General features: G+C 46.7%; 25 protein-coding genes. 16 read left to right on the top strand and 9 right to left on the bottom strand.

All coding sequences use genetic code 11. The annotated features are described in order from the left end of the window. Positions 1-53 precede the first annotated feature (53 nt). Positions 54-1,121 (bottom strand): NAD(P)-dependent oxidoreductase, encoded by a 1,068-nt coding sequence (locus tag ACY2RR_RS07345; RefSeq protein WP_490107491.1) that lies wholly within the window; start codon positions 1,119-1,121, stop codon positions 54-56. A gap of 31 nt (positions 1,122-1,152) precedes the next feature. Beyond that, complete coding sequence (locus ACY2RR_RS07340; protein ID WP_490107490.1) at positions 1,153-1,767, bottom strand: LysE/ArgO family amino acid transporter; 615 nt, start codon at positions 1,765-1,767, stop codon at positions 1,153-1,155. A 138-nt stretch (positions 1,768-1,905) separates the two neighbouring features. Between ACY2RR_RS07340 and ACY2RR_RS07335 the strand changes: the two genes are divergently transcribed. Then, complete coding sequence (locus ACY2RR_RS07335) at positions 1,906-2,802, top strand: LysR family transcriptional regulator ArgP (protein ID WP_490107489.1); 897 nt, start codon at positions 1,906-1,908, stop codon at positions 2,800-2,802. Here ACY2RR_RS07335 and ACY2RR_RS07330 read toward each other — a convergent pair. Beyond that, positions 2,791-2,934 carry a hypothetical protein gene (locus ACY2RR_RS07330; protein WP_490107488.1) on the bottom strand — a complete coding sequence of 48 codons (144 nt, stop codon included), beginning with the start codon at positions 2,932-2,934 and terminating at the stop codon, positions 2,791-2,793. The genes ACY2RR_RS07335 and ACY2RR_RS07330 overlap by 12 nt on opposite strands. A 23-nt stretch (positions 2,935-2,957) precedes the next feature. Then, positions 2,958-5,387, bottom strand: coding sequence for an inositol phosphate phosphatase SopB (locus ACY2RR_RS07325; protein WP_490107487.1), 2,430 nt, complete (start codon positions 5,385-5,387; stop codon positions 2,958-2,960). Between the two features lie 160 nt (positions 5,388-5,547). On the opposite strand from ACY2RR_RS07325, the gene ACY2RR_RS07320 reads away from it, so the two are divergent. From ACY2RR_RS07320 to ACY2RR_RS07255, 14 genes are all read left to right on the top strand, one after another. Next, positions 5,548-6,318 carry a hypothetical protein gene (locus ACY2RR_RS07320; protein ID WP_490107486.1) on the top strand — a complete coding sequence of 257 codons (771 nt, stop codon included), beginning with the start codon at positions 5,548-5,550 and terminating at the stop codon, positions 6,316-6,318. A 160-nt stretch (positions 6,319-6,478) separates the two neighbouring features. Next, positions 6,479-6,700, top strand: a complete 222-nt coding sequence (locus tag ACY2RR_RS07315; protein ID WP_490107485.1) for a Flp family type IVb pilin — start codon at positions 6,479-6,481, stop codon at positions 6,698-6,700. A 14-nt stretch (positions 6,701-6,714) separates the two neighbouring features. Continuing rightward, complete coding sequence (locus tag ACY2RR_RS07310; RefSeq protein ID WP_490107484.1) at positions 6,715-7,161, top strand: prepilin peptidase; 447 nt, start codon at positions 6,715-6,717, stop codon at positions 7,159-7,161. A gap of 4 nt (positions 7,162-7,165) precedes the next feature. Further along, the gene (locus ACY2RR_RS07305; protein WP_490107483.1) at positions 7,166-7,963 is read left to right on the top strand and encodes an RcpC/CpaB family pilus assembly protein; all 798 of its coding nucleotides are present in this window, start codon (positions 7,166-7,168) and stop codon (positions 7,961-7,963) included. Between the two features lie 19 nt (positions 7,964-7,982). Further along, a complete protein-coding gene (locus ACY2RR_RS07300; RefSeq protein WP_490107482.1) occupies positions 7,983-9,353 on the top strand; it encodes a type II and III secretion system protein family protein in 1,371 nt (456 codons plus the stop codon). Further along, positions 9,350-9,625, top strand: a complete 276-nt coding sequence (locus ACY2RR_RS07295) for a hypothetical protein (RefSeq protein ID WP_490107481.1) — start codon at positions 9,350-9,352, stop codon at positions 9,623-9,625. Before ACY2RR_RS07300 ends, ACY2RR_RS07295 begins: the two co-directional genes overlap by 4 nt. Positions 9,626-9,628: 3 nt before the next feature. Continuing rightward, the gene (locus ACY2RR_RS07290) at positions 9,629-10,855 is read left to right on the top strand and encodes a CpaE/TadZ family protein (protein WP_490107480.1); all 1,227 of its coding nucleotides are present in this window, start codon (positions 9,629-9,631) and stop codon (positions 10,853-10,855) included. Then, complete coding sequence (locus ACY2RR_RS07285) at positions 10,852-12,150, top strand: TadA family conjugal transfer-associated ATPase (protein WP_490107479.1); 1,299 nt, start codon at positions 10,852-10,854, stop codon at positions 12,148-12,150. The genes ACY2RR_RS07290 and ACY2RR_RS07285 overlap by 4 nt, the downstream gene beginning before the upstream one ends. Continuing rightward, positions 12,147-13,058, top strand: a complete 912-nt coding sequence (locus tag ACY2RR_RS07280) for a type II secretion system F family protein (RefSeq protein ID WP_490107478.1) — start codon at positions 12,147-12,149, stop codon at positions 13,056-13,058. The genes ACY2RR_RS07285 and ACY2RR_RS07280 overlap by 4 nt, the downstream gene beginning before the upstream one ends. Before the next feature lie 6 nt (positions 13,059-13,064). Next, complete coding sequence (locus ACY2RR_RS07275) at positions 13,065-13,925, top strand: type II secretion system F family protein (protein WP_490107477.1); 861 nt, start codon at positions 13,065-13,067, stop codon at positions 13,923-13,925. Next, positions 13,915-14,697 carry a tetratricopeptide repeat protein gene (locus tag ACY2RR_RS07270; protein ID WP_490107476.1) on the top strand — a complete coding sequence of 261 codons (783 nt, stop codon included), beginning with the start codon at positions 13,915-13,917 and terminating at the stop codon, positions 14,695-14,697. The genes ACY2RR_RS07275 and ACY2RR_RS07270 overlap by 11 nt, the downstream gene beginning before the upstream one ends. Beyond that, positions 14,697-15,200, top strand: coding sequence for a TadE/TadG family type IV pilus assembly protein (locus ACY2RR_RS07265; protein WP_490107475.1), 504 nt, complete (start codon positions 14,697-14,699; stop codon positions 15,198-15,200). Before ACY2RR_RS07270 ends, ACY2RR_RS07265 begins: the two co-directional genes overlap by 1 nt. Further along, entirely contained in the window at positions 15,193-15,735 is a 543-nt protein-coding gene (gene tadF / locus ACY2RR_RS07260) for a tight adherence pilus pseudopilin TadF (RefSeq protein ID WP_490107474.1), read from the top strand. The genes ACY2RR_RS07265 and tadF overlap by 8 nt, the downstream gene beginning before the upstream one ends. A gap of 2 nt (positions 15,736-15,737) precedes the next feature. Further along, complete coding sequence (locus tag ACY2RR_RS07255; RefSeq protein ID WP_490107473.1) at positions 15,738-16,922, top strand: vWA domain-containing protein; 1,185 nt, start codon at positions 15,738-15,740, stop codon at positions 16,920-16,922. 39 nt (positions 16,923-16,961) lie between these two features. Here the strand turns inward: ACY2RR_RS07255 and ACY2RR_RS07250 are convergent, their stop codons facing one another. Then, on the bottom strand, positions 16,962-18,140 hold the full coding sequence (locus ACY2RR_RS07250) for an MFS transporter (protein ID WP_490107472.1): 1,179 nt from the start codon (positions 18,138-18,140) through the stop codon (positions 16,962-16,964). A 189-nt stretch (positions 18,141-18,329) separates the two neighbouring features. Between ACY2RR_RS07250 and ACY2RR_RS07245 the strand changes: the two genes are divergently transcribed. Continuing rightward, positions 18,330-18,992 (top strand): nitroreductase, encoded by a 663-nt coding sequence (locus tag ACY2RR_RS07245; protein WP_490107471.1) that lies wholly within the window; start codon positions 18,330-18,332, stop codon positions 18,990-18,992. Here the strand turns inward: ACY2RR_RS07245 and ACY2RR_RS07240 are convergent. From ACY2RR_RS07240 to ACY2RR_RS07225, 4 genes are all read right to left on the bottom strand, one after another. Next, complete coding sequence (locus tag ACY2RR_RS07240) at positions 18,989-19,630, bottom strand: response regulator transcription factor (RefSeq protein ID WP_490107470.1); 642 nt, start codon at positions 19,628-19,630, stop codon at positions 18,989-18,991. The two genes, ACY2RR_RS07245 and ACY2RR_RS07240, sit on opposite strands and share 4 nt — an antisense overlap. After that, a complete protein-coding gene (locus ACY2RR_RS07235; RefSeq protein ID WP_490107469.1) occupies positions 19,620-21,029 on the bottom strand; it encodes a cache domain-containing protein in 1,410 nt (469 codons plus the stop codon). Before ACY2RR_RS07235 ends, ACY2RR_RS07240 begins: the two co-directional genes overlap by 11 nt. A gap of 84 nt (positions 21,030-21,113) precedes the next feature. Continuing rightward, a complete protein-coding gene (locus ACY2RR_RS07230) occupies positions 21,114-21,635 on the bottom strand; it encodes a MerR family DNA-binding transcriptional regulator (RefSeq protein WP_490107468.1) in 522 nt (173 codons plus the stop codon). After that, positions 21,629-22,561 carry a DMT family transporter gene (locus ACY2RR_RS07225; RefSeq protein ID WP_490107467.1) on the bottom strand — a complete coding sequence of 311 codons (933 nt, stop codon included), beginning with the start codon at positions 22,559-22,561 and terminating at the stop codon, positions 21,629-21,631. The genes ACY2RR_RS07230 and ACY2RR_RS07225 overlap by 7 nt, the downstream gene beginning before the upstream one ends. Positions 22,562-22,594 lie beyond the last annotated feature (33 nt).

Raw genomic sequence — 22,594 nt, 5'->3', positions numbered from 1 at the left:
CAGCATGCTTAATTCATAAAAAATAATAGTGGAAAGTCTAAGCAATCAACGTTTTATTCGAACTCAAAAACAGACGGTGATAACTGATTACTTTTGTAGAAACACGCAAGAATTTCAGTCGTCAGGTTTTCAGGTGGCAAATGTTTACCCGGAGCAAAGGAACCTGACAATTTCGAATCAACCAGCAATGCGCCACAGAGTGTGTATAGCGCCATTATCGGATCAAGGAATTTCATGCGGGTGGGTTCATCGAGAACAAAGTTTACTGGCATATGTTTATTCAAGACCCGCCCTTCAGGCACACCTGCACCATACTCGTCTTCTGCGCCCATATTCACCAGAATGGCATCACTTTGAGTAAACAAGTTGGCGTCGTGGTTGTCTGTTATCAGGTTTTCTATGCCTGTTGCCGTAACAACCAGAGAACTGTCTTCTAATGCCGAAGCAATCTCGATCTGATCTTCACAATCAATAAAGGTAAGTGATGAGATATCTACGAAATGTTCAGGCATTTCGGCAACTAAAACCTGAGCCCCCCGCTCCAGCAGCCCTTTTGAAATTCCCCGACCAACTTTACCAAAACCAAAAACCAGACAGTTTTTTCCTTCTACTGAGTCGATATCCAACTGATCCATTGCCCTGAACAAACCATCAGCGGTTCCCAGGAAGGTCTCCACTTCTTTTACGGGGGAAGAGTCAACATCAATACACACTAAGTCTTTGTGTTGCTCATACTTGGTTGCACCGCTGCGGGTCAGCTCCACATACCCACAACGGGAAGGGATATTCCAATGATGCGCCGTACAGTCCAATACAACATCAAACTGTTCACTTCGAGGAATATTTTCTAAGCACCTAATTCCACAACTTTCCAACAATTGAACAGTTTGCTCATCAGGAGAAATTTCATCAGGCCAGCTCACCATGACATCAGCTCCAGCTTTTAACCAGGGCAAGAGTGCTGGCAGAGTATTGATAAACAAAGGGGCTGCAAACAGAAGACGCTTGCCTGCTATAGCTGGGTTATCCACAAAGTAACGATCGACGCCTTGTATACAGGGATAGTCTTCCGGCTTATAACTCTTCCCCAGTACTTCAATGAGCCGATCCAGTTTGATCACAGCAATTCTCCCGAAACAATCAGGCTAACAACTATAGCCAGCGCACAATCAATGATGCGGCGATTGTCCACATAATGATGCAAATCACCAGATCAATACCCTGGCGAACTTTTGGTCTGGAAAGGATAGGAGCAAGTTTCGCAGCCCCAATGGCAAGAGAGTAAAACCAGATAATGGAAGCCAGTATTGTTCCCATAGCAAAGGCCATTCTGTCTGCGTCTTCGAACTGCCCGCCAACACTTCCAAGAACAACGACTGTATCAAGATAAACATGGGGATTGAGAAGGGTCAGAGCCAGCGTTCCTCCTGCAACCTTCACCAGCCCTGAAGATCCAGCACCGGAAATTTCCAGGCTCGCCTCAGGTGACCGTGCACTTTTCAGAGACAGAGCCCCATACCAGCCCAGAAACAGAACCCCGGCAATAGTGATAACCGCAAGAAGAACTGGCGACTCAGAAATCAGGGTTCCGGCTCCATAAACCCCTAGCAGGATCAGCGCGATATCGCAGACAGCACAGATACTGGCGACCATTAAATGATGATTTCTGGAAATTCCCTGTTTCAAAACCCAGGCATTTTGGGCTCCGATGGCAATAATCATCGAAGCTCCAAGAAAAAAACCCTGGATAGCCGGTAAAAAAGTCATTGTTTTCTGTATCTCGTGTGCCGTTTTTGTGAATTGTTATTTAGAATGGAGCCATGGGACAGTTCTCCTACGACTGAGGGTAACGGGAAACCTTGTGAACGTTAATCTCAGAATTTTAACCCCCCATCGTTTTCGCTAATGAATAATCTGGATTACCGCCTTATCGCCGCCCTTGACGCTGTTATCACCAAGCGCAGCTTTGAGCGGGCCGCTGAACAACTCTGCATTACTCAATCTGCAGTCTCTCAACGTATTCGCCAGCTGGAAAAGCAACTGGGCCAGCCTCTTCTGGTTCGTAGTCAGCCTCCCCAGCCCACCAGCACAGGTCAGCGCCTTCTGGCACTGTTCCGACGAGTCCAGCTACTGGAAAAGGAAGCCCTGCCCGAATTGCAGCCTGATTCCAAGGCTCATTTCCTGCCACTGGCTCTGGCTGTTAATGCTGATACCCTGGCGACCTGGCTGATTCCAGCTCTGGCACCAGTTCTTAAGGAACAGCTGATAGAGCTGGATTTCCGTATTACCGATGAATCAAGAACCCTGGATCTGCTTCGTAAAGGGGAAGTTCTAGGCGCAGTCAGCACGGAACCTTCTCCTGTCACCGGTTGTATTGCCGATCGCCTTGGCCGCATCGAATATGTATGCGCGGCTTCTCCTGAGTTTATCGAGAGATATTTCCCCAATGGGGTAGATCGGGAAAGTCTGATGCATGCGCCGGCAACTGCCTTTGACCATTTTGACGATATGCATCAGCGCTACCTGGAAATGCACTTTGACCTGCCGCCAGGTGAAGTTCCCTGTCATATCGTGGGAACCTCTGAAGCTTTTGTCACACTGGCCAAAGAAGGCGTGGCTTACGGCATGATTCCGGACCTGATGATTCGTGATGAGCTGGCATCAGGGGAGCTGATAGAAATTATTCCAAATATACGCCATAACCGGGTACTGTTCTGGCATCGCTGGGCCCTGGAGTCAGGTGCCATGAAACAAGTCAGCGCCAGCTTGATTGATTATGCTCGTAAACAGTTACTGCCCTGACTCCTGAGGGTCGAACACCGGATCATTGCAAGCCTGAAACTGTTCATCTTCTCTCATGTCAGCCCAGGCCTGTTCAAGCTCCTGCTCTTCGAGCAGGATGCTTTCCGGCTTATTTTTATTGTCTGAGTCCATAAATTAATCGTCCTGATTACCTGTCAGTGGGTGAGTTCAAAAAACTCTTCACCAATTTCTTCTTTTCCTAACGCTGTTTTAAAGTGTGGCACACCTATATTCTGTTGCTGAACCTCAAGGTTACCGGAGCCATACATAAAGGCCTGCACCGCTTCTCGATGTTCCTGCGTCAATGGTGCTCCGGGATCTGGCACATAGCCGAGGCGGTCCACTTCCGCGGCAAACTGCTTGATTCTGGCATCGGCTTCACCGGTTCTGTCTTTGCCACTCTTGCAGTTAATGTGAGGCACGGCTCCAATTTTAAAGGCCAACAGCTGAACCCGTTCCACCAGATCATAAGCATCGTTGCCTTCCATGTGGTGCAGCCCCTGGCTGTACAAAGTACGAATCTGGTACACCAGCTGCTGAACCTTGTCACGGTCTGGAGAGTTCTGCCCGGGGCCTCTCAACCATTCACTCACAACTCCACCAATATCGCTGTCCGGATGGCTGTTTCCCAGCAATTTATCCAATCCCATCTGGTTATACATATCAGCCTGTTCCCAGGTTCTGCCAACCTTTGACAACGCAGGATTCAGGCCAAGGTTATTCACCGGAATATTCAAAGTGGTCAGACGGATGTCCGCAGTTACAGTGTGTGCATGGCCATTGCTGTCAAAAACCTGCATGGTCACCGGTTCTTCACAAAGTTTCTGCATCATGTCGTTCTGAGCTTTCTGGAAAATCAGCTCATCGTCGTGAATACCTGTCATGTGACGAATTTGGTCGGGAGAAAGCAGAGATGTTGCCACCATATCAAACGGTAGAGGCGCGCCATTGATAATCGCCTGCTGCTGCGCCTCCGAAAGAGCCGCATACTTTTGAACAAACGCGGCACGCAGAACTTCCATCGTCCGGTTTTCCAGTGTTGATCTCTGCTTCTCTTTGTCTTTTGTTTTATGGGAAAACAATGTGCCACTGCGTAACCCTTTATAGAGTGTTCGCCCATCACTGGAGGTCACTTCCGTTTCAAAAAGATTAATGGCGTGAATACGTTCCGTAGAATCAGCTGAACTTCTGCCACGCCCGCTATAACTGGAAGGAAACGGATCACGGTTGCCGACAGCTTGTCCGGGAGGGGTGAAGCGCATCTGCCCGGCTGGTACGAGTTTTGATGTGTAGTTATGAATCTGTCCATCAGCCCTGATGGGAATAACTTTTTCAATGGTTTTCCATTCACTGCTGTTTGCCACCGCTGCAGAAGCCTTGGACCAAAGCTTCTTCATTCCTCGTGAACTGACACCGGCTTCAATTAACTCTTTTTTAAGAGCTTCGGTATCGGCCTTCACAGATTTTTTCATGTGCACAACAGGCGTAAACTGTTTTCCAGGCAATCGTGCTTTTCTGTACTTCACATCTTCAATCTGGTGCATCAGGGATTCGGCTTTCTGGAACTGCCCTTTGGTCTGAGCCTTCTCCAGGCTTTCGTGCAAAACCAGTAAGCCAGTGTTTAACATGTGCTCTTCGGCTTTTCGCAGTTGCTCCTGCCCACGGAAGTCTGCGCGTTCCAGCCCTTCCAGATAAGAGATATGCTGCTGCCCCTGGTTAATCTGGTGATAAATGTCATAAGCCATGGCCTGGCGAACAGGTTCAGGAAGCCCTGTCAGAGCACCACGATGAATTGCATTCAGAGACTGGTTAAGCTTCCCAAGGTGTTCCCGGGTATCATCTATCTGGTCTGACCACTGTTTTTTATGAATCAAGCTTAATGGAGAGCGACTGGTCAGCCGTGCACTCTGGGAACTGTTGTACTGAAAGGCACGAACCAGATTCCGGTCGTAATAGTTCAATGGCTGGGCTTCCAGCCATTGATTCAGATCTTCCGGATAGAATGCACCTTGTTCATAGCCCAGAACCCTCGCCATTTCCGGAGCTGCACCAGCCAGTGCGGTATTGTGGTGAGCCAATACACTGTCCACCAGCTCAGCAGCTTCCTGCCGGGATAACTCATGGTCACCATTATGGTAAAACGCCGCCTCAAGGTGCTGTTGCAGGCGATTTCTCTCATAATCAGGTAGTTGCTGAGGCGAATAACCGGTGACACGGGTAAACAGCTGGCTGGCAATACTGTCCCTCTTGCCAAGATTCATCCAGCTGTGGGAATGCTGGTTATTATGCTTGTCGATAGATTTTTTGAGCTTGGCAGCCTTACTGTGAAGTTTCACAATCCTGCGAGCCGTCAGAGGTTTGGCACCCACGCTCCTCATAACCTCTTGGCTGACAGATTTCCCATAATCACTATCAAGGTTGGCCGAAACAGAGCTTCGACTGTAAGTCAGCCCTTTATCTCCAGAACCAAAAAGCTTGACCAGCCAGCGACCAAAAGGGCCTCCGCGGCCTTTGCTTTCAATAAAACCGGTATGTTCGTAGCCCTGGGCTCTGCCTGCCTCTAATGCCAATCTGAGCGCGTTCATGCGCTACTCCTGATAAAAAGGGAACGATTGGTTGGGGTATCGGCAAATCAGTTTTTTTTCACAGTTTCGACGGGCTGTTGTCATAAAACTGTGAAAGACAACACCTTTTGAAAACTATACACTTTTGTAGCCTGATAAGGATTTTCAGGTTCATCAGACAATGGAGGGCGCTCTTAATACAACAAAGGATCAGAAAGAATCCATGTTTTTACGATTATCGCTGTTTGCCAGCCTGATACTGTCTCTGGCTATACCTTCCTATTCGTCTGCCAGCTCAACCCTTGAAGAATTGAAACTCGCACGGATTTCCATGTTTCGTGCTGCTGCATCAGTGATTTCACACCGGGGAGAGCGCATTGATCAGGAATTAAGGGGCGCTGCCAGCAGCCAAATTGACTCTTTAAGAGAGTCTCTTACCCAGTCAATCAACAATGACGGGCTTGCACAGGCTCTTGATAATTATGTGGTATTTCTTGAGGAAGGACTGGCCTACGATCCACTCGAAGAAGATTACCCATGGGAGTTCAATCTGAACCTCAGCACTCTCCTTCGTGATCTTGATAACAAAATCATTAAGCTGGAAAAAAATGCCTCTGACAGCGGATCACCAAATCACCAACTTATGGAGCACGCCGTAAGACTTGAATACATGACCTTGCGCTACCTTGCCCGCTCTTACACTGGCGAACTTCATACAGAGGCAGAAGGCGGCTATTTTGAACATGATCTGGGAGAGCTTTCAAAAGAGCTGTCTCTGGTTTTGGAAAACCACCTCGATGATTCACCTGATGCAGTGAAAGCCAAACGCGCCTGGAAATTTATTGAGCCTAGATTCTCTAACTATGAGCTAGAACTGGCACCATTTATTGTTCACAGAAAAAGCTGGCAAATCAGCAACCTGATGTTTGAACAATCCAAGGCCGCAGAATAACTGCGGCCTGTAGGCAGTGGAACAATGATGCTCAAAACCAATGAACTTTTACAATCTGTGCACGTATTGATAACAATCCGTATCATTCTTACCTGAACTTAATTATTTCATTCCCCTCAAAACAGCTGCTTGTTAATTGAATACAAAGAGGCTGTTACCTATGACCCAGTTAATTACCAAAGCGTATGTGAAAACTTCTCTTTTCCTGGACGCACTGCGAAAGGATCAAAGAGGCTTGGCCACCATTGAATACGCTCTGCTGGCCACAACCATGGTGGGAATTATTACCGCCGTACTTGCCGGTGATGGAGCAGACTCCCTGAAAGGTGCGATGGATTCCTCATTCCAGAAGATTTCAGATCAGTTGAAAGGAACCAAGTAAGCGACCCTTTATCAATGACAGGCGCTTGCATAATTGCTCTGGTAATAACGGCCTTATATATCTGTTACAGGGATGTACAGAGCCGTGAAATCAGTAATCAGGCCGTACTCTGCACCGCTGCTGCGTCATTATTATCCACTGCCGGTTCCGCTATTTCCTGGTCATGCTGGCCACTGGCCTGTCTTGCGGGTTGTTTATTATTTGCGATAAAAGCTCTTTCTGGTGGTGACATAAAACTTGTTCTGGCCTTCCTTCTTGGTATCCACACAACCTGGTGGAGCATGGTGATTTTCGCTGTTGCCATGGGTGGAGGCGTTCTTGCTCTCATTTACATTGCCCTGCGAGCACTGCAAAAAGATTTGGGCAGGCTGAAAACAGATGGCATTCCCTATGGCGTACCCATTGCCCTTACCGGGTTATTTGGCGTTTGCCTGACAGCCATAGATTTGGGGTACATATAACAAGATGAAACGCCGCTTATTACTTCTGCTGACCTTTCTGCTCACTGTCGTAGGTTTTTGGGGATTGTTAACCTCTAACGACGAAGATAAGCCAGAAGAACCTCCCCTGCATCAAGATGTTTCAAATGATGATGTTTCGGTGTGGATTGCTTATTCCGCTATTGAAAAGGGCGAGCCGGTGACTCTTGAAAAGGTCAGGTCTGCAAAAATATCCGCTGCTGAAGCTAGCCGAACTGACAGCACCCAGCAGGTATCAATGTCTGAGGCTGACAATCATATAGCGACTTCGGATATACAGTCCGGGGACATTATCAGCGCCAGAAATCTGTGTTCGTTCCATTCAGAATCCTGCCAAAAACTGATTATGGCACCGGACAAAGCACCCTACCCTCTGGTCATCAAAGGCGGCTCGGACTCTTATCACCAGCTAAAGCCCGGCGACCTTATTGATGTGATGCTCATTGCCACGCCCAGTCAGAGTATGGCCTACCGGGAAGAACTGACCGGCTACCAGGGTTTAAGTGTTATCCCGCTGTTAAGAAAGCAGATGGTTCTGCAGGTGCCAGACCTGAAAGATGATGACGATTATTCAAATAAAAAAGAAAAGAAACAGACCATTATTCTGGCTATGACACCTGAGAACGCCGCAAAGATAATGATCGCAAAACGCATCGGCATTCTGGATATCCACAAATCAACAGATAAAGCGCACCCGGAAATTGATATCAGTGAAATTGTTCCTGATTTTTCCATTATCAAAGAACTAAGAGGCAATAAACGAGTCGAACAAAGGCCTAACTGAGATTATCAATACAACTAAAATGAATTTCTCCCGAAAATATTTTGTTTATTTGCTTCTCTCTGCTTCACAGTGCTTTGCTGTAACACCAGAGAAAAACACTGAAACCATTCAGTTAAATATCAGCGAAGCCACATCTCTTCATTATCAAACACAGATTGATACTGTTTTTATTGCTGATGCCGAAATTGCTGATTACCAAGTGGTTGAAGGTAACCGCCTGATTATCTATGGCAAGTCTGTTGGTCAGTCTTCGCTGATTGTTCTTGGCAACAAAGGTGTTCCCATAGACACCAAACTATTAACCGTTTCCAGAAATCTTTCCTCAATAAAAGATCAAATTAGTATTCGCTACCCGGATGCCAATATTGAGCTGACCAGTACCGGCAACCAAACCGTACTCAGCGGTGAAGTGCCATCAGAAGATAGTCGTCAGGAGATTTATAACCTGACAGGCGAGTTATTGGGCAGCAAAGTTACCGAAGATAAGATCAGCTGGAAAGAAAGTGGTTCCCCGGGAAATAACATTCGCTTTATGACCCAGAAGTCCTACGAGGGGCTGGTGAATAATCTGCAGGTGAATACCGTTAAGCAGATCAATGTAAAACTAACCATTGCCGAAGTTTCCCACTCCTTTATCCGTCAGCTCGGTGTGAAATGGGGCAGCGAGATGGGCAGTGGTAAAAACGCTGCATTTCTTGGTAACGGCCAGTTTTATAACAAAGTCGGTCATATCAGCTCCAATATGATTGCCAATTACATATCGGCAGCCGACGACGATACCATGGGGCAGATACTGGCCCAGCCAAACCTCTCTGTGCTTTCGGGAGAAACAGCGTCATTCCTGGCTGGCGGCGAAATGCCCGTTATCACCTATGTTGATGGCTCCCAGAACATCAATTACAAAGAGTTCGGCATTCGCCTGACTCTCGCGGCCAAAGCACAATCTGACGACACCATTAACCTTTCTCTGGAACCAGAAGTCAGCTCCATTGACCCCAGTAACAGTAATAACAAACTCAATATTCCTGCGTTTAAAACCCGGCGTACCCGCACCACCATTCAATTGGCGGACGGTGAAAGTTTTGTTTTGGGTGGGTTATTAAGCACAGAAGACAGAGAAGCCTTATCAAAAGTCCCTTTTGTGGGGGATATCCCATTGTTTGGCGCTGCCTTTCGCCATAACGATAACCAGCGTAAAAAAACAGAGCTCATCATTGTTGCCACGGTGAACCTGGTCAAACCCGTTTCTCCGGGTACAACAATCCAGATACCCCAGATGAATCACACCAACACGTTACTGCGTTATTTCAATCTTGAGAAAGCAAAAGGCGGTGCCGCAGTTCACGATCAGGCACGGACAATACTGGCATCCGGAGGGTTTAAACAGTGAAAGTTAATCTCTCTTTTACCACGCTCTGCATGGCTGTTCTGCTTTCAGTCGGCTGCACTGCACGCTTTGATAAGCCCGAAGCTTCAGTATTCATTGTGCAGCAGAAAACAACTTCTGCTGGCACCAGCTACACAGTACAAGGACCAACCTGCACACCTTACGACCTGAACCCACAGCAACCAGTACAACTGGATTGCTATGTAGAAAGCGCGCGCCAGCAATCTCTGGTTCACCCGGAAAAAGCCCACAGGGTTTTGAACAAACAGGAGTGAACCATGCTTGATTTCAATAAGGCCACAAAAAACGAGCCGGAATCTGCGAGCACCAATAACATTCAAGTGTTTTATCAAACGCCAGAATGTTTGCAGCAGCTTCAGGAATCCTGTCAGTCAGAAGGCTTAGGGGCACCCTCCGATACTGCTTTCGAGAACGATAACTCCCATAAACAACTTCAAGATTCGAAAGCATCGCTGATTTTTATTGAAGCTGACGACGATGTTGAAAAGCTGGCGCTGTCTCTATGCCATATTGTTTCCAGAAACAGCGATATTGTTCTTATCGGGAAAAACGACAGTATTGGTGTTGTTCGCAAGCTCGCAGGGCTGGGCTTTTACTACCTTCTCTGGCCTGCATCACGGCAGGATATTGTTGAATTAATTCGGGCACTGCAAAACGACAGATTGTTAAAGCGCAGACCACAAAACGCCCGTTCTGCCATGCGCATTGCCGTTGTGGGAACAAAAGGTGGCTGTGGCAGTTCACTGGTTGCGGCAGAACTTGCCAGAAACCTGATTAAGGAAACCTCTCAACCTGTAATTCTCGCCGACCACAGCTATCAGGGCAGCAATCTCAATATCATGCTGGGCCAGCAGAGCCTTGCGAGAAAAAGAGTGTGTGATCAGGTTCTGGCTGAATATGCAGACGTACAAACCGTTGACCCCATTTTTGCCCAAAGTCAGCTGGTACAAATACAACAACTCTGGAGCTATCTGGGAATAGACAGCACAAGCTCGCAGACGGAAAAGCTCTGGCAATACAGCAACAGCATTCTTGGATGTCTGGCCAAAGAACATGCTTTCATTGTTGAAGATCACCCATCTTCAACAAAATATATTCTTTCAAACCAGTCTCTACAGGCAGCGGCTGATTGTCTGGTTATTGTGATCACTCCAACGCTTTCGGGGCTGCAAGCTGCAAAAGCTTTTTTAAGCAGCCTGAAAGACGGGCAAAACAATGATCTTCGAACACTGTTGGTAGTGAATCATTCCCAGCCAGAAAGCCCTGTCAGCAAAACAGACATAGAGGAATATCTGGAACAACCCATTGCCGCTGAACTGTTGTGGCAAAAAGATTGCGAAACCATTCTGACCGAAGGTAATGGTCTGCAGCCAGACAAACATAAATTAGGGTTGGCACTGAAAAACCTGACCAACCTGATTATTGGTAAACCTTCCGCAACCGAAAATATCTGGCAGCAAATCCGCTCATGGTGTCTGTCATGATTGAGCAGGATATTCCCACTGGATTTCAGGACACTTACCTGACTCTGCGCACCAGAATCATGGACGCTCTTGATGCTGACGCGGTAGAAACCACATCCGCAGAAGAGCTGAAGGATTTGATGCGGGACGCCATTGATACTCTGGTGGAGAAAGACAATATTCAGCTGCCGGTGTCACTGCGCAGCGTGTTTACTGTTCAGATGGTGAACGAAATCAAAGGCCTGGGGCCGCTCCAGCCTTTGATCGATGATCCAACTATTTCAGACATTATGGTGAACGGCCCCGATGCCGTTTATATCGAACAGGGTGGCCAGCTGACCAGAACCAATGTCACCTTTATAAACGACACCCAGCTGCAGAATATTGCCCGTCGTATTGCCGCCTTTGCAGGCAGAAGAGTTGATGAAGCCAACCCTTTATGCGACGCCCGTCTGCCAGAGGGCAGCCGGGTCAATATCGCTATCCCTCCTATTGCCTTGGATGGAACTTCGTTATCGATTCGAAAGTTCAGCAATAAGAAAATAGGTTTGGAGCAATTGGTTGAATTTGGTGCTTTATCACAGGATATGGCTCGTTCTCTGGCCATTGCTGCCCGGTGTCGTTTGAATATTTTGATATCCGGCGGAACAGGCTCAGGTAAAACAACTTTGCTGAATGCCCTTTCCAATCATGTATCTGAATCAGAGCGTATCGTCACTATTGAGGACGCTGCCGAGCTTTGTCTTCAACAACCCCATGTTGTGCGTATGGAAACCCGCCCGGCCGGTATAGAGAACACTGGCGCTATCAGCCAGCGTGACCTTGTTATTAATTCCTTGCGGATGCGGCCAGACAGAATTGTTATTGGTGAGTGCCGAGGTGCTGAAGCATTCGAAATGTTACAGGCCATGAACACCGGCCACGATGGCTCGATGTCCACACTTCACGCCAATACGCCAAGGGATGCATTGGCGAGAATGGAAAGCATGGTGATGATGGCGGTACCCAATATGCCGCTGGAGTCGATTCGTAGAAATATAACCAGCGCAGTGGATCTCATTATTCAGGTTTCCCGCCTCCATGATGGCAGCCGAAAAATCATGAGTATCAGTGAAGTGATGGGAGTGGAAGGGGACAAAATCACCCTGGAAGAAATCTTCCATTATTCGATTCTGGAACAGCCCCACGGTGAAAAGATTATTGGCACGTTCAATTGTGCCGGACTGCTGGATCGATCCGTTCTTTCAGTGAAAGCACGCTTCTTTGGTTTGGAGGAGCTTCTGAGAAAAACATTCAAGGAAACTCTGAATCCATGATCGAACTGGCTTTTCTGTTTGTGTCTGTTTTCGCGCTTCTGGCCACTGCTCTATGGCCTCGTAAGAACCCAATGCATTTTCTGACTGAGACCAGCAGTCAGAAAACTGTGATCGCTAAACAGGCTCTGGATATCAAAGCACTCACAGAGCAGCCACTACTCACTCGAATAAAAAACAATTACAGCAATCTGAAAGACACTCTGGGAAAGTATTTCTATATCACGCTGGCAGCTTATGTCGTTGTGAATATTGCAGCTTCTTTATGGCTGCACGATTTCATCCCCCGTTTTCCCTTATATGCACTGCTTTGCCTGCTGTCCGGCACCACCGCCTGCATATTGCTGATGACGATTAAACAGTTTCGGCGCAAGAGCTTTGAAGATGCGTTCCCCGATGCCCTGAGAACCCTGACCGGGGCAGTCAGTTCCGGTGAAAGCCTGCATCAGTCCATAGTCTTTGTTGGCAATTCCCTGAACAATCTGGTGGGCAGGGAGTTTCGCAATATGGGCCAGAAACTCGCTCTCGGCCATACCATGGAAGATGTTCTTATGAGCTCCTGCCAGCGGTTCCCTTATCCGGTTTTTGTATTTTTCGTTCTTACTTTGCGGGCCAATACCAGCCGTGGCGGGCAGCTGAAAACTATTTTCAAAAACCTTGAAGAGGTCATGCTCAACAACCAAACCTTGCAGAAAAAAATGAAGGCACTGACGTCTGAAGTGCGCATGTCTGCAAAAATCGTTGGAGCCCTTCCTCCCGGCTTTTTTCTGTTTATGAAATACGTGAGCCCGGAGAATTTTGACTTTGTCTTACATCACCCCTCCGGTCAGATCATTCTTATGTATATGATTGGCAGCGAAGCTCTGGGAATGCTGGTGATCTGGTGGTTAATGCGTCAGGTCAGGGGGTAACGTTTTATGTCTATCCAGTTTGCCCTGATGCTTTACTGCGGGGTTGCGATAGCGGCCTTTACTTTTATTGATAATTACCTTGCCCGTCAGGTTCAGCGCCGCTGGTTAGGGTTAAGCTACGGCTCAACATCCATCCGTAATAATCTGCAGAAATGGTTGAAACGCTTTTATTCCATTGCCCAGCGAGATATTGAGCAGGTCTTTATCAGTGCGGGTATTTATAACCGCACACTTCCCAAAATCTATACATCTTTAAAACTGCTTCTGGCTTCCGGGTTAACAATTGTCATCTTTCTTTTTGGCCAACATTTCAATTTGGTAGAGCTCTCTGACAAGGCCACAACGGCTGCGATTGTGTTTTCTGCCATTCTTGTGATTCCTGAAATGATTCTGAGATCCCTGCAGAAAAAGCGTGTCGAAAAGGTTTCCGCGCAACTGCCCTATATTCTTGATCTGCTGGCTGTGTGTATGCAGTCGGGAATGACCATTGAGGCTTCAACCGCTTATCTTGGTGAAGAATTGAAAAACTTCGACCGAGACCTCTCCTACATAATGAAGCGCCTGGAGTCTGTATCCAAAATTTACAATATGAGACAGGCGTTACAGGAATTATCTGAACAGATTCCTTCCCAGCAAATGATTAGCTTTGTGTATACCCTCAGTCAGAGTTTGCAATACGGCAGCTCAATTGCCGATGTTCTGGGAACTCAGGCGGCTCATATACGTCAGATAACCATGCTCTCCATGGAAGAGCAGATTGGTAAGTTATCAGCCAAAATGGCGCTGCCCATGATTTCCTTCATCATGCTACCGATTGTGGTTTTGATGATTGCGCCAGGTATTATGAGGTTAATGAATGGTGCATAGTAAGAACAGTTTCTGGCAGCCACTTCTCGTTGTTTTAATGGCTTTATGGCTGACCGGCTGTGCCACCACTCGCATGAAATCTCCAGCTAAAGAGCCTGAAGCCCCAGCAAACGAAGCTCTTTTAAAAGCTGCTGATAATCACGCTGGGCTTATCCAGTTATACAAAACCAATTTACAGAAGGCCAAAACAGAAGAGGACAACAAGAAATATCGTCTACTTCTGGGTAATGCTTATCTCAATACCAATGACCCGGATTCCACCCTGTTTATACTCGAACCTCTGTTGGGCGATCAGCAGAAAGATGCGGAAGTCTGGCTATTAAAATCCCGGGCTCTGCTCTCTATGGGTAAGGCCGAAGAATCATTGAAAGACGCGAACACAGCCCTGCTCTATTCAGCCAATAACCCCACAATACTCAACCAGCAGGGGCTGGCATATGCGGCACTGGGAAAATATAAATCCGCAAGAAAATCTATTAATAAAGCCCGCGAAACCATGTTTGATGACCTGATCATCAAAAATAACCTGGCCATGCTGGATATTCTGGAACAGAAGTATGATGCCGCTATTCAAAGGCTGATGCCGCTTTATACAAGTGGGCAGGCGGATGAAAAGATTAAGGCCAATTTGATTATTGCCCTTGTCCGGGCTGGGCTCTACAACGAATTTAAAACTGTTTACACCGGAGGAAAATCGGAACAGGAGAGAATGTCGCTCTTTATTGCCATCTCTTCTGCTAAATACCAGCCTCAGTTATCCGGGTCACACTGATGACTACCAAAGAAAGATCAAACCAAAGGGGCACTGTAACCATAGAAACAGCCCTGGGGATGTTCTTCTTCCTGCTGGTGATTTTCTACTGGTGTGAAATCAGTTACATGGGTTTTGTTTCTGCCGCTCTGGATTATGCCGTGGCTGAAGCCAGCCGCACGGCCCGCACAAAACCCGCGAAAGATTACCAGACTAATTTCAAAAATATTCTAAAAAACAGTTCTAAGCTTTGGGCCTCAATCATTGACACCAACAAACTTTCAGTAAGCACTCACTACTACGGAAGTGTCCTTGATCTGGCGTCTGAATATTGTCCTAAGAAAAGCAAACAGTTCTGCAAGGAAAAAGCCAAACCCAAAGATGCTTCCATTGCCATTTACCGGGTGACCTACCCCTACAAACCGATTTTCACCTCGCTATTTATCAATAACATACAGGTGCCTGTTATCAGCCGGGAAGTGATCTCCATTCAGGAATATGAACGGAGCAGTTTCAATGGTTAAGAATGTCCAACGGCAAAACGGTGTATTCATTGTTGAGCTGGCCTTGGTGCTGCTGGTTATTTTTTCGTTTATCTCATTTACCAGTGAGATTGTTACTCGGCAGGCCATTCACGGCGCTCTCCAGAACCTCAGTTTTTCCGGAGTAAGCATTATCAAAGAGCGCACCCAACTTTACGACAGCAGTACCAAAATTTCCCATGACCAGGCTGAGCAACTATTCGTTCTCCTATCTAAATCCATGTCTCGCTCATTCGCAGGCTTTAACAGTTCCGCTTTTGGAATGACTCTTGAGCAGGTTTTATTTGAAGAGAAAAACATACAGAAACCCAGCCTCGCTATTTTTAAAAAAGGGCTCAGCTGTCCAAAAGGAAGACTTCTTATTCGGGAGGAGCAACTGTTTTTCTTAACTGAACGGGCAAACCCTGCCCCTCTTTACCGAGTAACCCTTTGCTACAAGGATGATGGACAACCGCTGACTAAAGAGTTCGCGGGTAAAAGGCATATCAGCAGCAGCTCAATTATGATCGGGCGATAACCATGAGAGCGCAGAAGGGTATTGCCATTCTATTGTTTCTTCTCCTGCTTCCGGTAGTGGCTGGGCTAATGACTCTCGCAATAGAGGGTGGAAAAAGACTCAGGGACAGCGCAAGACTGGGTAACGCCGCCGAAGTTGCCGTACTGGCCATGAGTGCTCGACCATCGGACACGCCAGACGTAAACGACCAGCTGGCGAAAGACTTTATTCTTTCGATGATGAAGGAAACAAAGAACCTTCAGGTGAATCTGGATACTATTCCCTGTTCAGACAACAGCGATTGTGATGAAACAGAGTCATCAAAAAAATTCACGGAATATCAGTTAAAAGTCTCAGGGCAATATGTAAACTGGCTTGGTGGCAAACAATTTATTGGCTTTGACCAGTCAATCCCACTTGGCAATAAATCCATCGCCAGGAAGAACCATGGGCAGGCTATTGATGTGTTCTTTGTCGCCGACTTTTCTTCGTCAATGGGCGGGCCATGGACCGGGGTTATCAAAATCGACATGCTGAAGGATATCCTCAAAAAAATATCATACAAGCTTGAGGACTTTACCCGTATTGAAACGAATCAGGACAAAAAAAATACAATCTCCCTTATACCTTTTGCGTTACACACTTTTGAGCGTGACCCGGTAACAGGAATAGCCGATAGCGTTAGTAATATTGATTTTTTCCGGGTTGAAGAGTCCGTGAAAAACATGTTTGTTGAAAAACAGTCCCGCTTCTTTCTGGAGCATGGAAAGTTCTACACCATCCACCCAACTACACAGGCAAAGACAATTGAAGATGAGCTCTCGAAAATAGAGCCAAACGGTGGAACAGCATCTCACGAAGGAATTATCAGGGCTGCTCAATTAGCCAGAAAGACTAAAAACGCCAAGCGCTTAATCATTGTTTTAACCGATGGCGTAGACAGTGACTCTGTTCTACACAATAAACTGATTGACTTGGATTACTGCAAAACCATTACCGACAAAATTGAAGAAGGAAGAACACCATCCGGTGAAAGAATTCATGCAGAAATTGCCGTCATCAGTTTCAGCTACGATGTAACTTCCAATAAGGCACTGACGAGTTGTGCGGGGAAAGACAAGGTCTTCTCGGCGCAAGATCCAGATGCTATTTACTCAATTATTTCCTCTTTGATCGCCGAGGAAATAGGCCATATTTTTGCCCGTTGAAAACAAAGATAAAGGGAAGTTTCACAACTCCCCTTTCAATCACGCGGTCTGACTCAAAGTTGTTTCCATTCCAGGTTCCGGATGCACCGGAATCAACCGTGCCAGAATCAAAGAACAAGCGGCAAAACCAGTTCCCACCATAAACACTGCAAATGGCGATTCCAGCCAGATCAACCCGAGCAAAGCAGGAATAAAGATCGCAGCAATATGGCTGATGGTAAAGCTCACTCCTGAGCTGGCGGCTAAATCCTTAGGGTCTGCAATTTTCTGGAAGTAAGTTTTAGTGGCTATCGCCATCGCAAACAGAAGGTGATCAATAACATAAAGCACTGCCGCCAGTGTCGCGCTTTCCACTACAGCATATCCGCTGAACACCAGAATAAGACCTATATATTCCAGCGTAAGTGCATTGCGCTCGCCAACCTTACTGATAAAACGGCCAATGACGGAGCCCAGCAACATATTTACGGCATAGTTCAGCAAGAACAGTAGGCTGATATCGCCAACGGAATATCCAAACCGTTCCACCATCATAAAGCCGGCGAACACCATAAAAATCTGCCGACGGGCTCCACTGCAGAAGGTTAAAGCGTAATACAGCCAGTACCGCGAACGCAGAACAATCTTTTTATGCTGTGGCTCTCCCTGTTTAAACTTCGGGAAAGTTATCCACATAATAATTGTTGCCAACAGACCTACTCCACCAGCCAGAAAGTACATCTGATGATACTGAAGATTAAATTGCTCCATTAATAACCAGATAGAGCCATAGGCAATCAGTGCGGCAATAGCTTTTACCGATATGACCTTGCCCATAAAATCGGCACTTTTGGTTTTATCAAGCCACTGCAGAGTCAGTGACTGGTTTACGGTTTCCAGATAGTGAAATCCCGTCGACATAATTATGGTGGTGATATAAAGAGGAATTGCCGAAGGCCAAAATCCGGTTATGGCAACGCCAATACTCATAAGCGCCAGAGATAGCAAAGCCAGAGTCTGCTCAGTAAAAATCAGCAGAACAAAAACAACGGTAAAGGCGAGAAAACCGGGCACTTCACGAATACTCTGTAGAATGCCAATTTCCCTGCCATAGAAAGATGCCATTTCCACAGCAAAGTTATTTAACAACGCCTGCCATACAGAAAATGTGAGTGGCATTACAAATGCCATAGCCAAAAGAAGGTTTTCTGGTGTTCTCCAGTTTGTTTTTGTGTTCAATACAGCATCCCTGATTCAGATGATTATCGTTTGCCGGAAGATGTTGCAGTAACAGACACTGTTAAACCATTCGGAATACTTCCTAATCTGCCCAGTTATTCTTAACTCTTCATCTGGGCTACCTGACTCCAATTCGTTCAGCTATGATGATCAATCCTTAAAATAAGAACGAATAATCAGGATCATTTCATGAACATCAGCCAAGCATTGCAGTCTCGATCTTCCTGCCGCGGGTTCAAAAAAGATCCGGTTGAAGAGTCTCTCTTACGGGATATTTTCACCACTGCCCAACGTGCCCCTTCCAACTGCAACGTTCAGCCATGGCAGGTTATTGTTGTTTCCGGTGAAAAAAAGGACCAGCTGAAAAACAAGCTCCTGCAGGATGTGATGCAAAAGCAAAAGCCTTACCCGGATTTCAACTGGGAAGTCGCTTACGAAGGTACACACCGTGAGCGTCAGTTCGGTTCTGCCAATACTTTATATTCCGCTATGGGCATAGCTCGTGAAGACAAGATGAAGCGCAACATGGCCATGCTGCGTAACTGGCAATTCTTCGATGCTCCCCATGTGGCGATTTTCACCATGGACAAGTATCTGAATATTATGGGCGCAGTCGATATGGGTATCTACTCCCAGACGCTGGCTTTGTTACTTCAGGAACATGGCATCTCTAACTGTATGCAAGGTGCCCTTGGTCAGTTCCCAGGACCAATTCGGGAAATGTTTGATCTGCCTGAAAGTCGCGGTGTGTTGTTTGGTATGTCTTTCGGTTATGCCGATGAAAATGCAGATGCCAATAACGCCAAAACAACACGAGAAGAGCTTGAAAAATCAGTGTTGTTTGCCAGCTAAGCATTCATAAGGTTCTGTTCAATGGCATAACGAATCAAACCGGCAGATGTTTTTATTTTAAGCTTTTGCTTTATATTCTGCCGGTGCGCCTCTGCCGTTCTAACAGAAATATTCAACTCACGAGCAACTTCTTTATTCCCCTTTCCATCTGCAAGCAACCTGAGCACAGTTTCTTCCCGCGGAGTCAGCTTTGCCTGCGGCTTCATTTCTTCAGGGTCAAATTGACTGAATAGTTGTTGAGAGGCTCCGGAACTGAAGTAAGTTCCCCCCTTGGAAACGGTCTGAATGGCTAAAACAATCTCTTCTGCTGCCACATCTTTGAGCACATACCCGGCTACACCAGACTGAACCATCTTAAGGATGTATTCCCGGTCTTCGTGCATAGAAAGAATCAGCACTTTAATATCGGGATAACTCTTTTTGAACTCTACAGCTGCCTCCAGCCCTCCCATAACTGGCATGGAAATATCCATCAACACCACATCCGGTTTGACTGATGAAGCGAGCTCCAGTGCTTCCCGGCCATTACAGGCATCGGCTATAACAGAGATGCCACCTTCACCATCCAGACTTACCTTCAGCCCTTCTCGTACCATAGGGTGATCATCTGCCAGTAGCACTCGAATTTCATGACTCATGGATCAGTTCCCGCTCATTAGTCTCGTACACAGCGGCCAGATAAAAAGTAGCTTTAATAATCGTGCCGGTCGTTAAGTTGCTATCCAGTGCCGAAGAAGGTTGCGGGTAACTGTTGATGGTAAATTTGCCCCCAAGCAGCTCTGTTCGTTCCCGCATATTAATCAAACCAATTCCACTCTGGTCATGCTCATAGAAACCACAGCCGTCATCCTCAAGCTTCATGCAAACAGAGTCGTCCTTAAATTGCACAGTTAGTTTTACTTCACTGGCTCCCGCATGCTTTTCAATGTTTGTCAGAGCTTCCTGCACCACTCTATATAAAGTGATTTCAATAACATCCGGTAAACGTTGTTCAGGCAGATGAATCGAACTGTGAACCTGCAGATCCGTTCGTTCAGCAAGATCATCCAGCATATTTCTCAAGGCCGCTTCCAGGCCAAGATCATCCAGAACAATGGGACGAAGATCATGAGATACCCGCCGGACTTCCTGCATCGCCATATCCAACATGCAGGACGCTTTCTTCAGGTGTTCCCGGGCAACATCCTGTTCCCACTTTTTATCCACAAGGTTCACACGGAGTTTGGCAGATACCAGCAGCTGATTAATGCCATCATGCAGCTCGCGGGCAAAGTTACGACGCTGGCTAACCTGCAGTTTTAAAGATCGGTGAGCCAATTCCTGTAACCGTTTATCGGCCAGCTGGGATTCATGGATATTGATGGCGACCCCCAGAAGCACAATCAAAACGACTGTTCCTGAGATAATCACCAGCACAGTAAAAAAGGTGTCCTGAATATTCTTATTCACATCCCGCCGGATAGCCGCAACTTCTTCAGCAATGTCGTCTACGTACAGGCCAGTACCCATCATCCAGTTCAATTCTGGAATCACAACCACATAGCTGAGTTTATCTTCCTGACCATCTTCAGAAGGTTTACGCCATTTATAACGCTCAAAACCACCGCCATGGGTTGCCTGCCATAACAGTTCCTGAATCAGGTATTTGCCATCACTGTCCTGAATATCCATCAGGTTATCGCCAACAAGTTCGGGCTGTACGGGGTGAACGAGATTCACACCGTCAAGGGTATAGGCAAAGAAGTAGCCATCATCGCCATAGGCCAGTTCATTCAGCTGGCGCTTAACTTCTGACTCAACATAGCCACGGGAAGCACCGTGTTCTAACAGAGAGAGTGTGTGATTAATTGATGCAAGAGCGAGATCAACATAGTGTTGCAACTGCTCTCGTTTAGAAGCCAGCAGGTTACGCTCAAAGGTAGCTATCTCCTGCTCGGAGAGATCACGGGCCTGTCGCTGGTTCACTGTTGTAATTGCCACTGACATAATGATCAGCGGTAACAGCGCCAGCAGCAAGATCTTTATTTTCAGGGTCACTGGAGTTTTCGTTTATCGCCCAGACTTTGGCGGGAGCCTAACGACAACACATCGCTAAAGCAAACAGGTTACAGTTCAAAACTGTTACTCTCTGGACCTGCAACGAATATCAGCAACCTCCCCTGCACTGATATTCAATGACTCGAGAAACTTCTGGTGTCCGTCAGGTTCCATTTCTTCGAACTGCCGATGCCAGTTTTTCATATCTTCTTCATTAAATCCGGACTCTCGCATGATTAACGTCCAGCGCTCTTTGGTCATCATGTTTCGCTCCAGCAGTTCCGGTTGTTCCAACAACTTCACAATGGCTTTTTGCTGCTGACGCAGGTTTTGAATTTCCTGCTCCAGAGCATTGAACTGCCCCCGCAACACCCTTTCCTGAGACGAGTTATCATGATCCTCCAACAAAGGCGCAAGGTTGTTTACAGGTACTCCAAAAGAACGATAAGAGAGTATGGCCTGTAACCGCCTGACTTCTTTATCACCGTACCAGCGATAACCATTGCTTGAGCGACTGGCAGGCTCAAGCAGACCAGCGCGCTCATAGTAGAGAACCGTCGTGCGAGATACATCACAGGCTTTAGCAAATTGCGTAACTGTCAGCATGAGTTCCCTTTCATCCACTTGAACACAAACGGTACAACTACACTGGCGATTATAGTGAGTGCTCCTGCCACAGCCAGAGCATTAGGAATTTCAGAGAAAAGCCAATACCCCAGCGCAATGGAGTAGATCATCTTCACATATTCAACATTCGCTATGACATTGGCTTCCCCATACTTGTATGCAGAAACGCCTATCCACTGGGCGACAGAGGAGATACCACCCACCATCAATAGCAAAACTAACTCATTCAGAGTCGGCCAGGTCCAGGACAGAATACTGGGAATCAACGCTGCTAACCCAACGAAAACGGCCTGATAAGCCAGTAATGTAATCCTTGGTTCACACTGAGCCACTTTCCTGACGCAGATTACCGCAACAGCGGCCCCGAGAGAGCTTACCAGTCCAATAGCAGTGTAAGTTATTGATGCATTTTCAAAAGCTGGCTGAACCACCAGCATTACCCCAAGGAAACCAACAACAATAGTAAACAGACGTGAGGCGCTGATTGTCTCAGACAGAAATAACCGGGAAATGACAGCCACAAACAATACTTGTGAGAAGCCCAAAGCAGTTGCATCAGCAAGGGGGAGATTGCTGACTGCAGTAAATCCACAGGAAAGAGCAACAAATGCGCCCAGAATCCTGAATACATGTAAATGAACACGAGTCGGCTTAAGCAGAAGTTTGATATTAGATTTAATCGCTGGCAGCAATACAATGAAGAACACTAACTGCCGAAACAGAAGAATCTGAAAAATATCAATTCTTTCGCTCAAGATTCGCACAAGAATACCAACACAGGTAAATAGCGCTGTGGATATCAAAGCGAGGGAAATACCTTTCAGTATTGGCGGTGCAGAATCAAAGATACCTAGCCAGGTATGAGATAAACAGGAATGTTTTTTAGAAAGGAAATCAGAAGACATATCTCGCCTCAATTATCTTGAGGCGAGATGATC

This window comes from Parendozoicomonas sp. 2304DJ65-17, from assembly GCF_058148445.1.
Note: the sequence above shows the minus strand (reverse complement) of the source record. Positions and strands in the feature narration are given on the sequence as shown.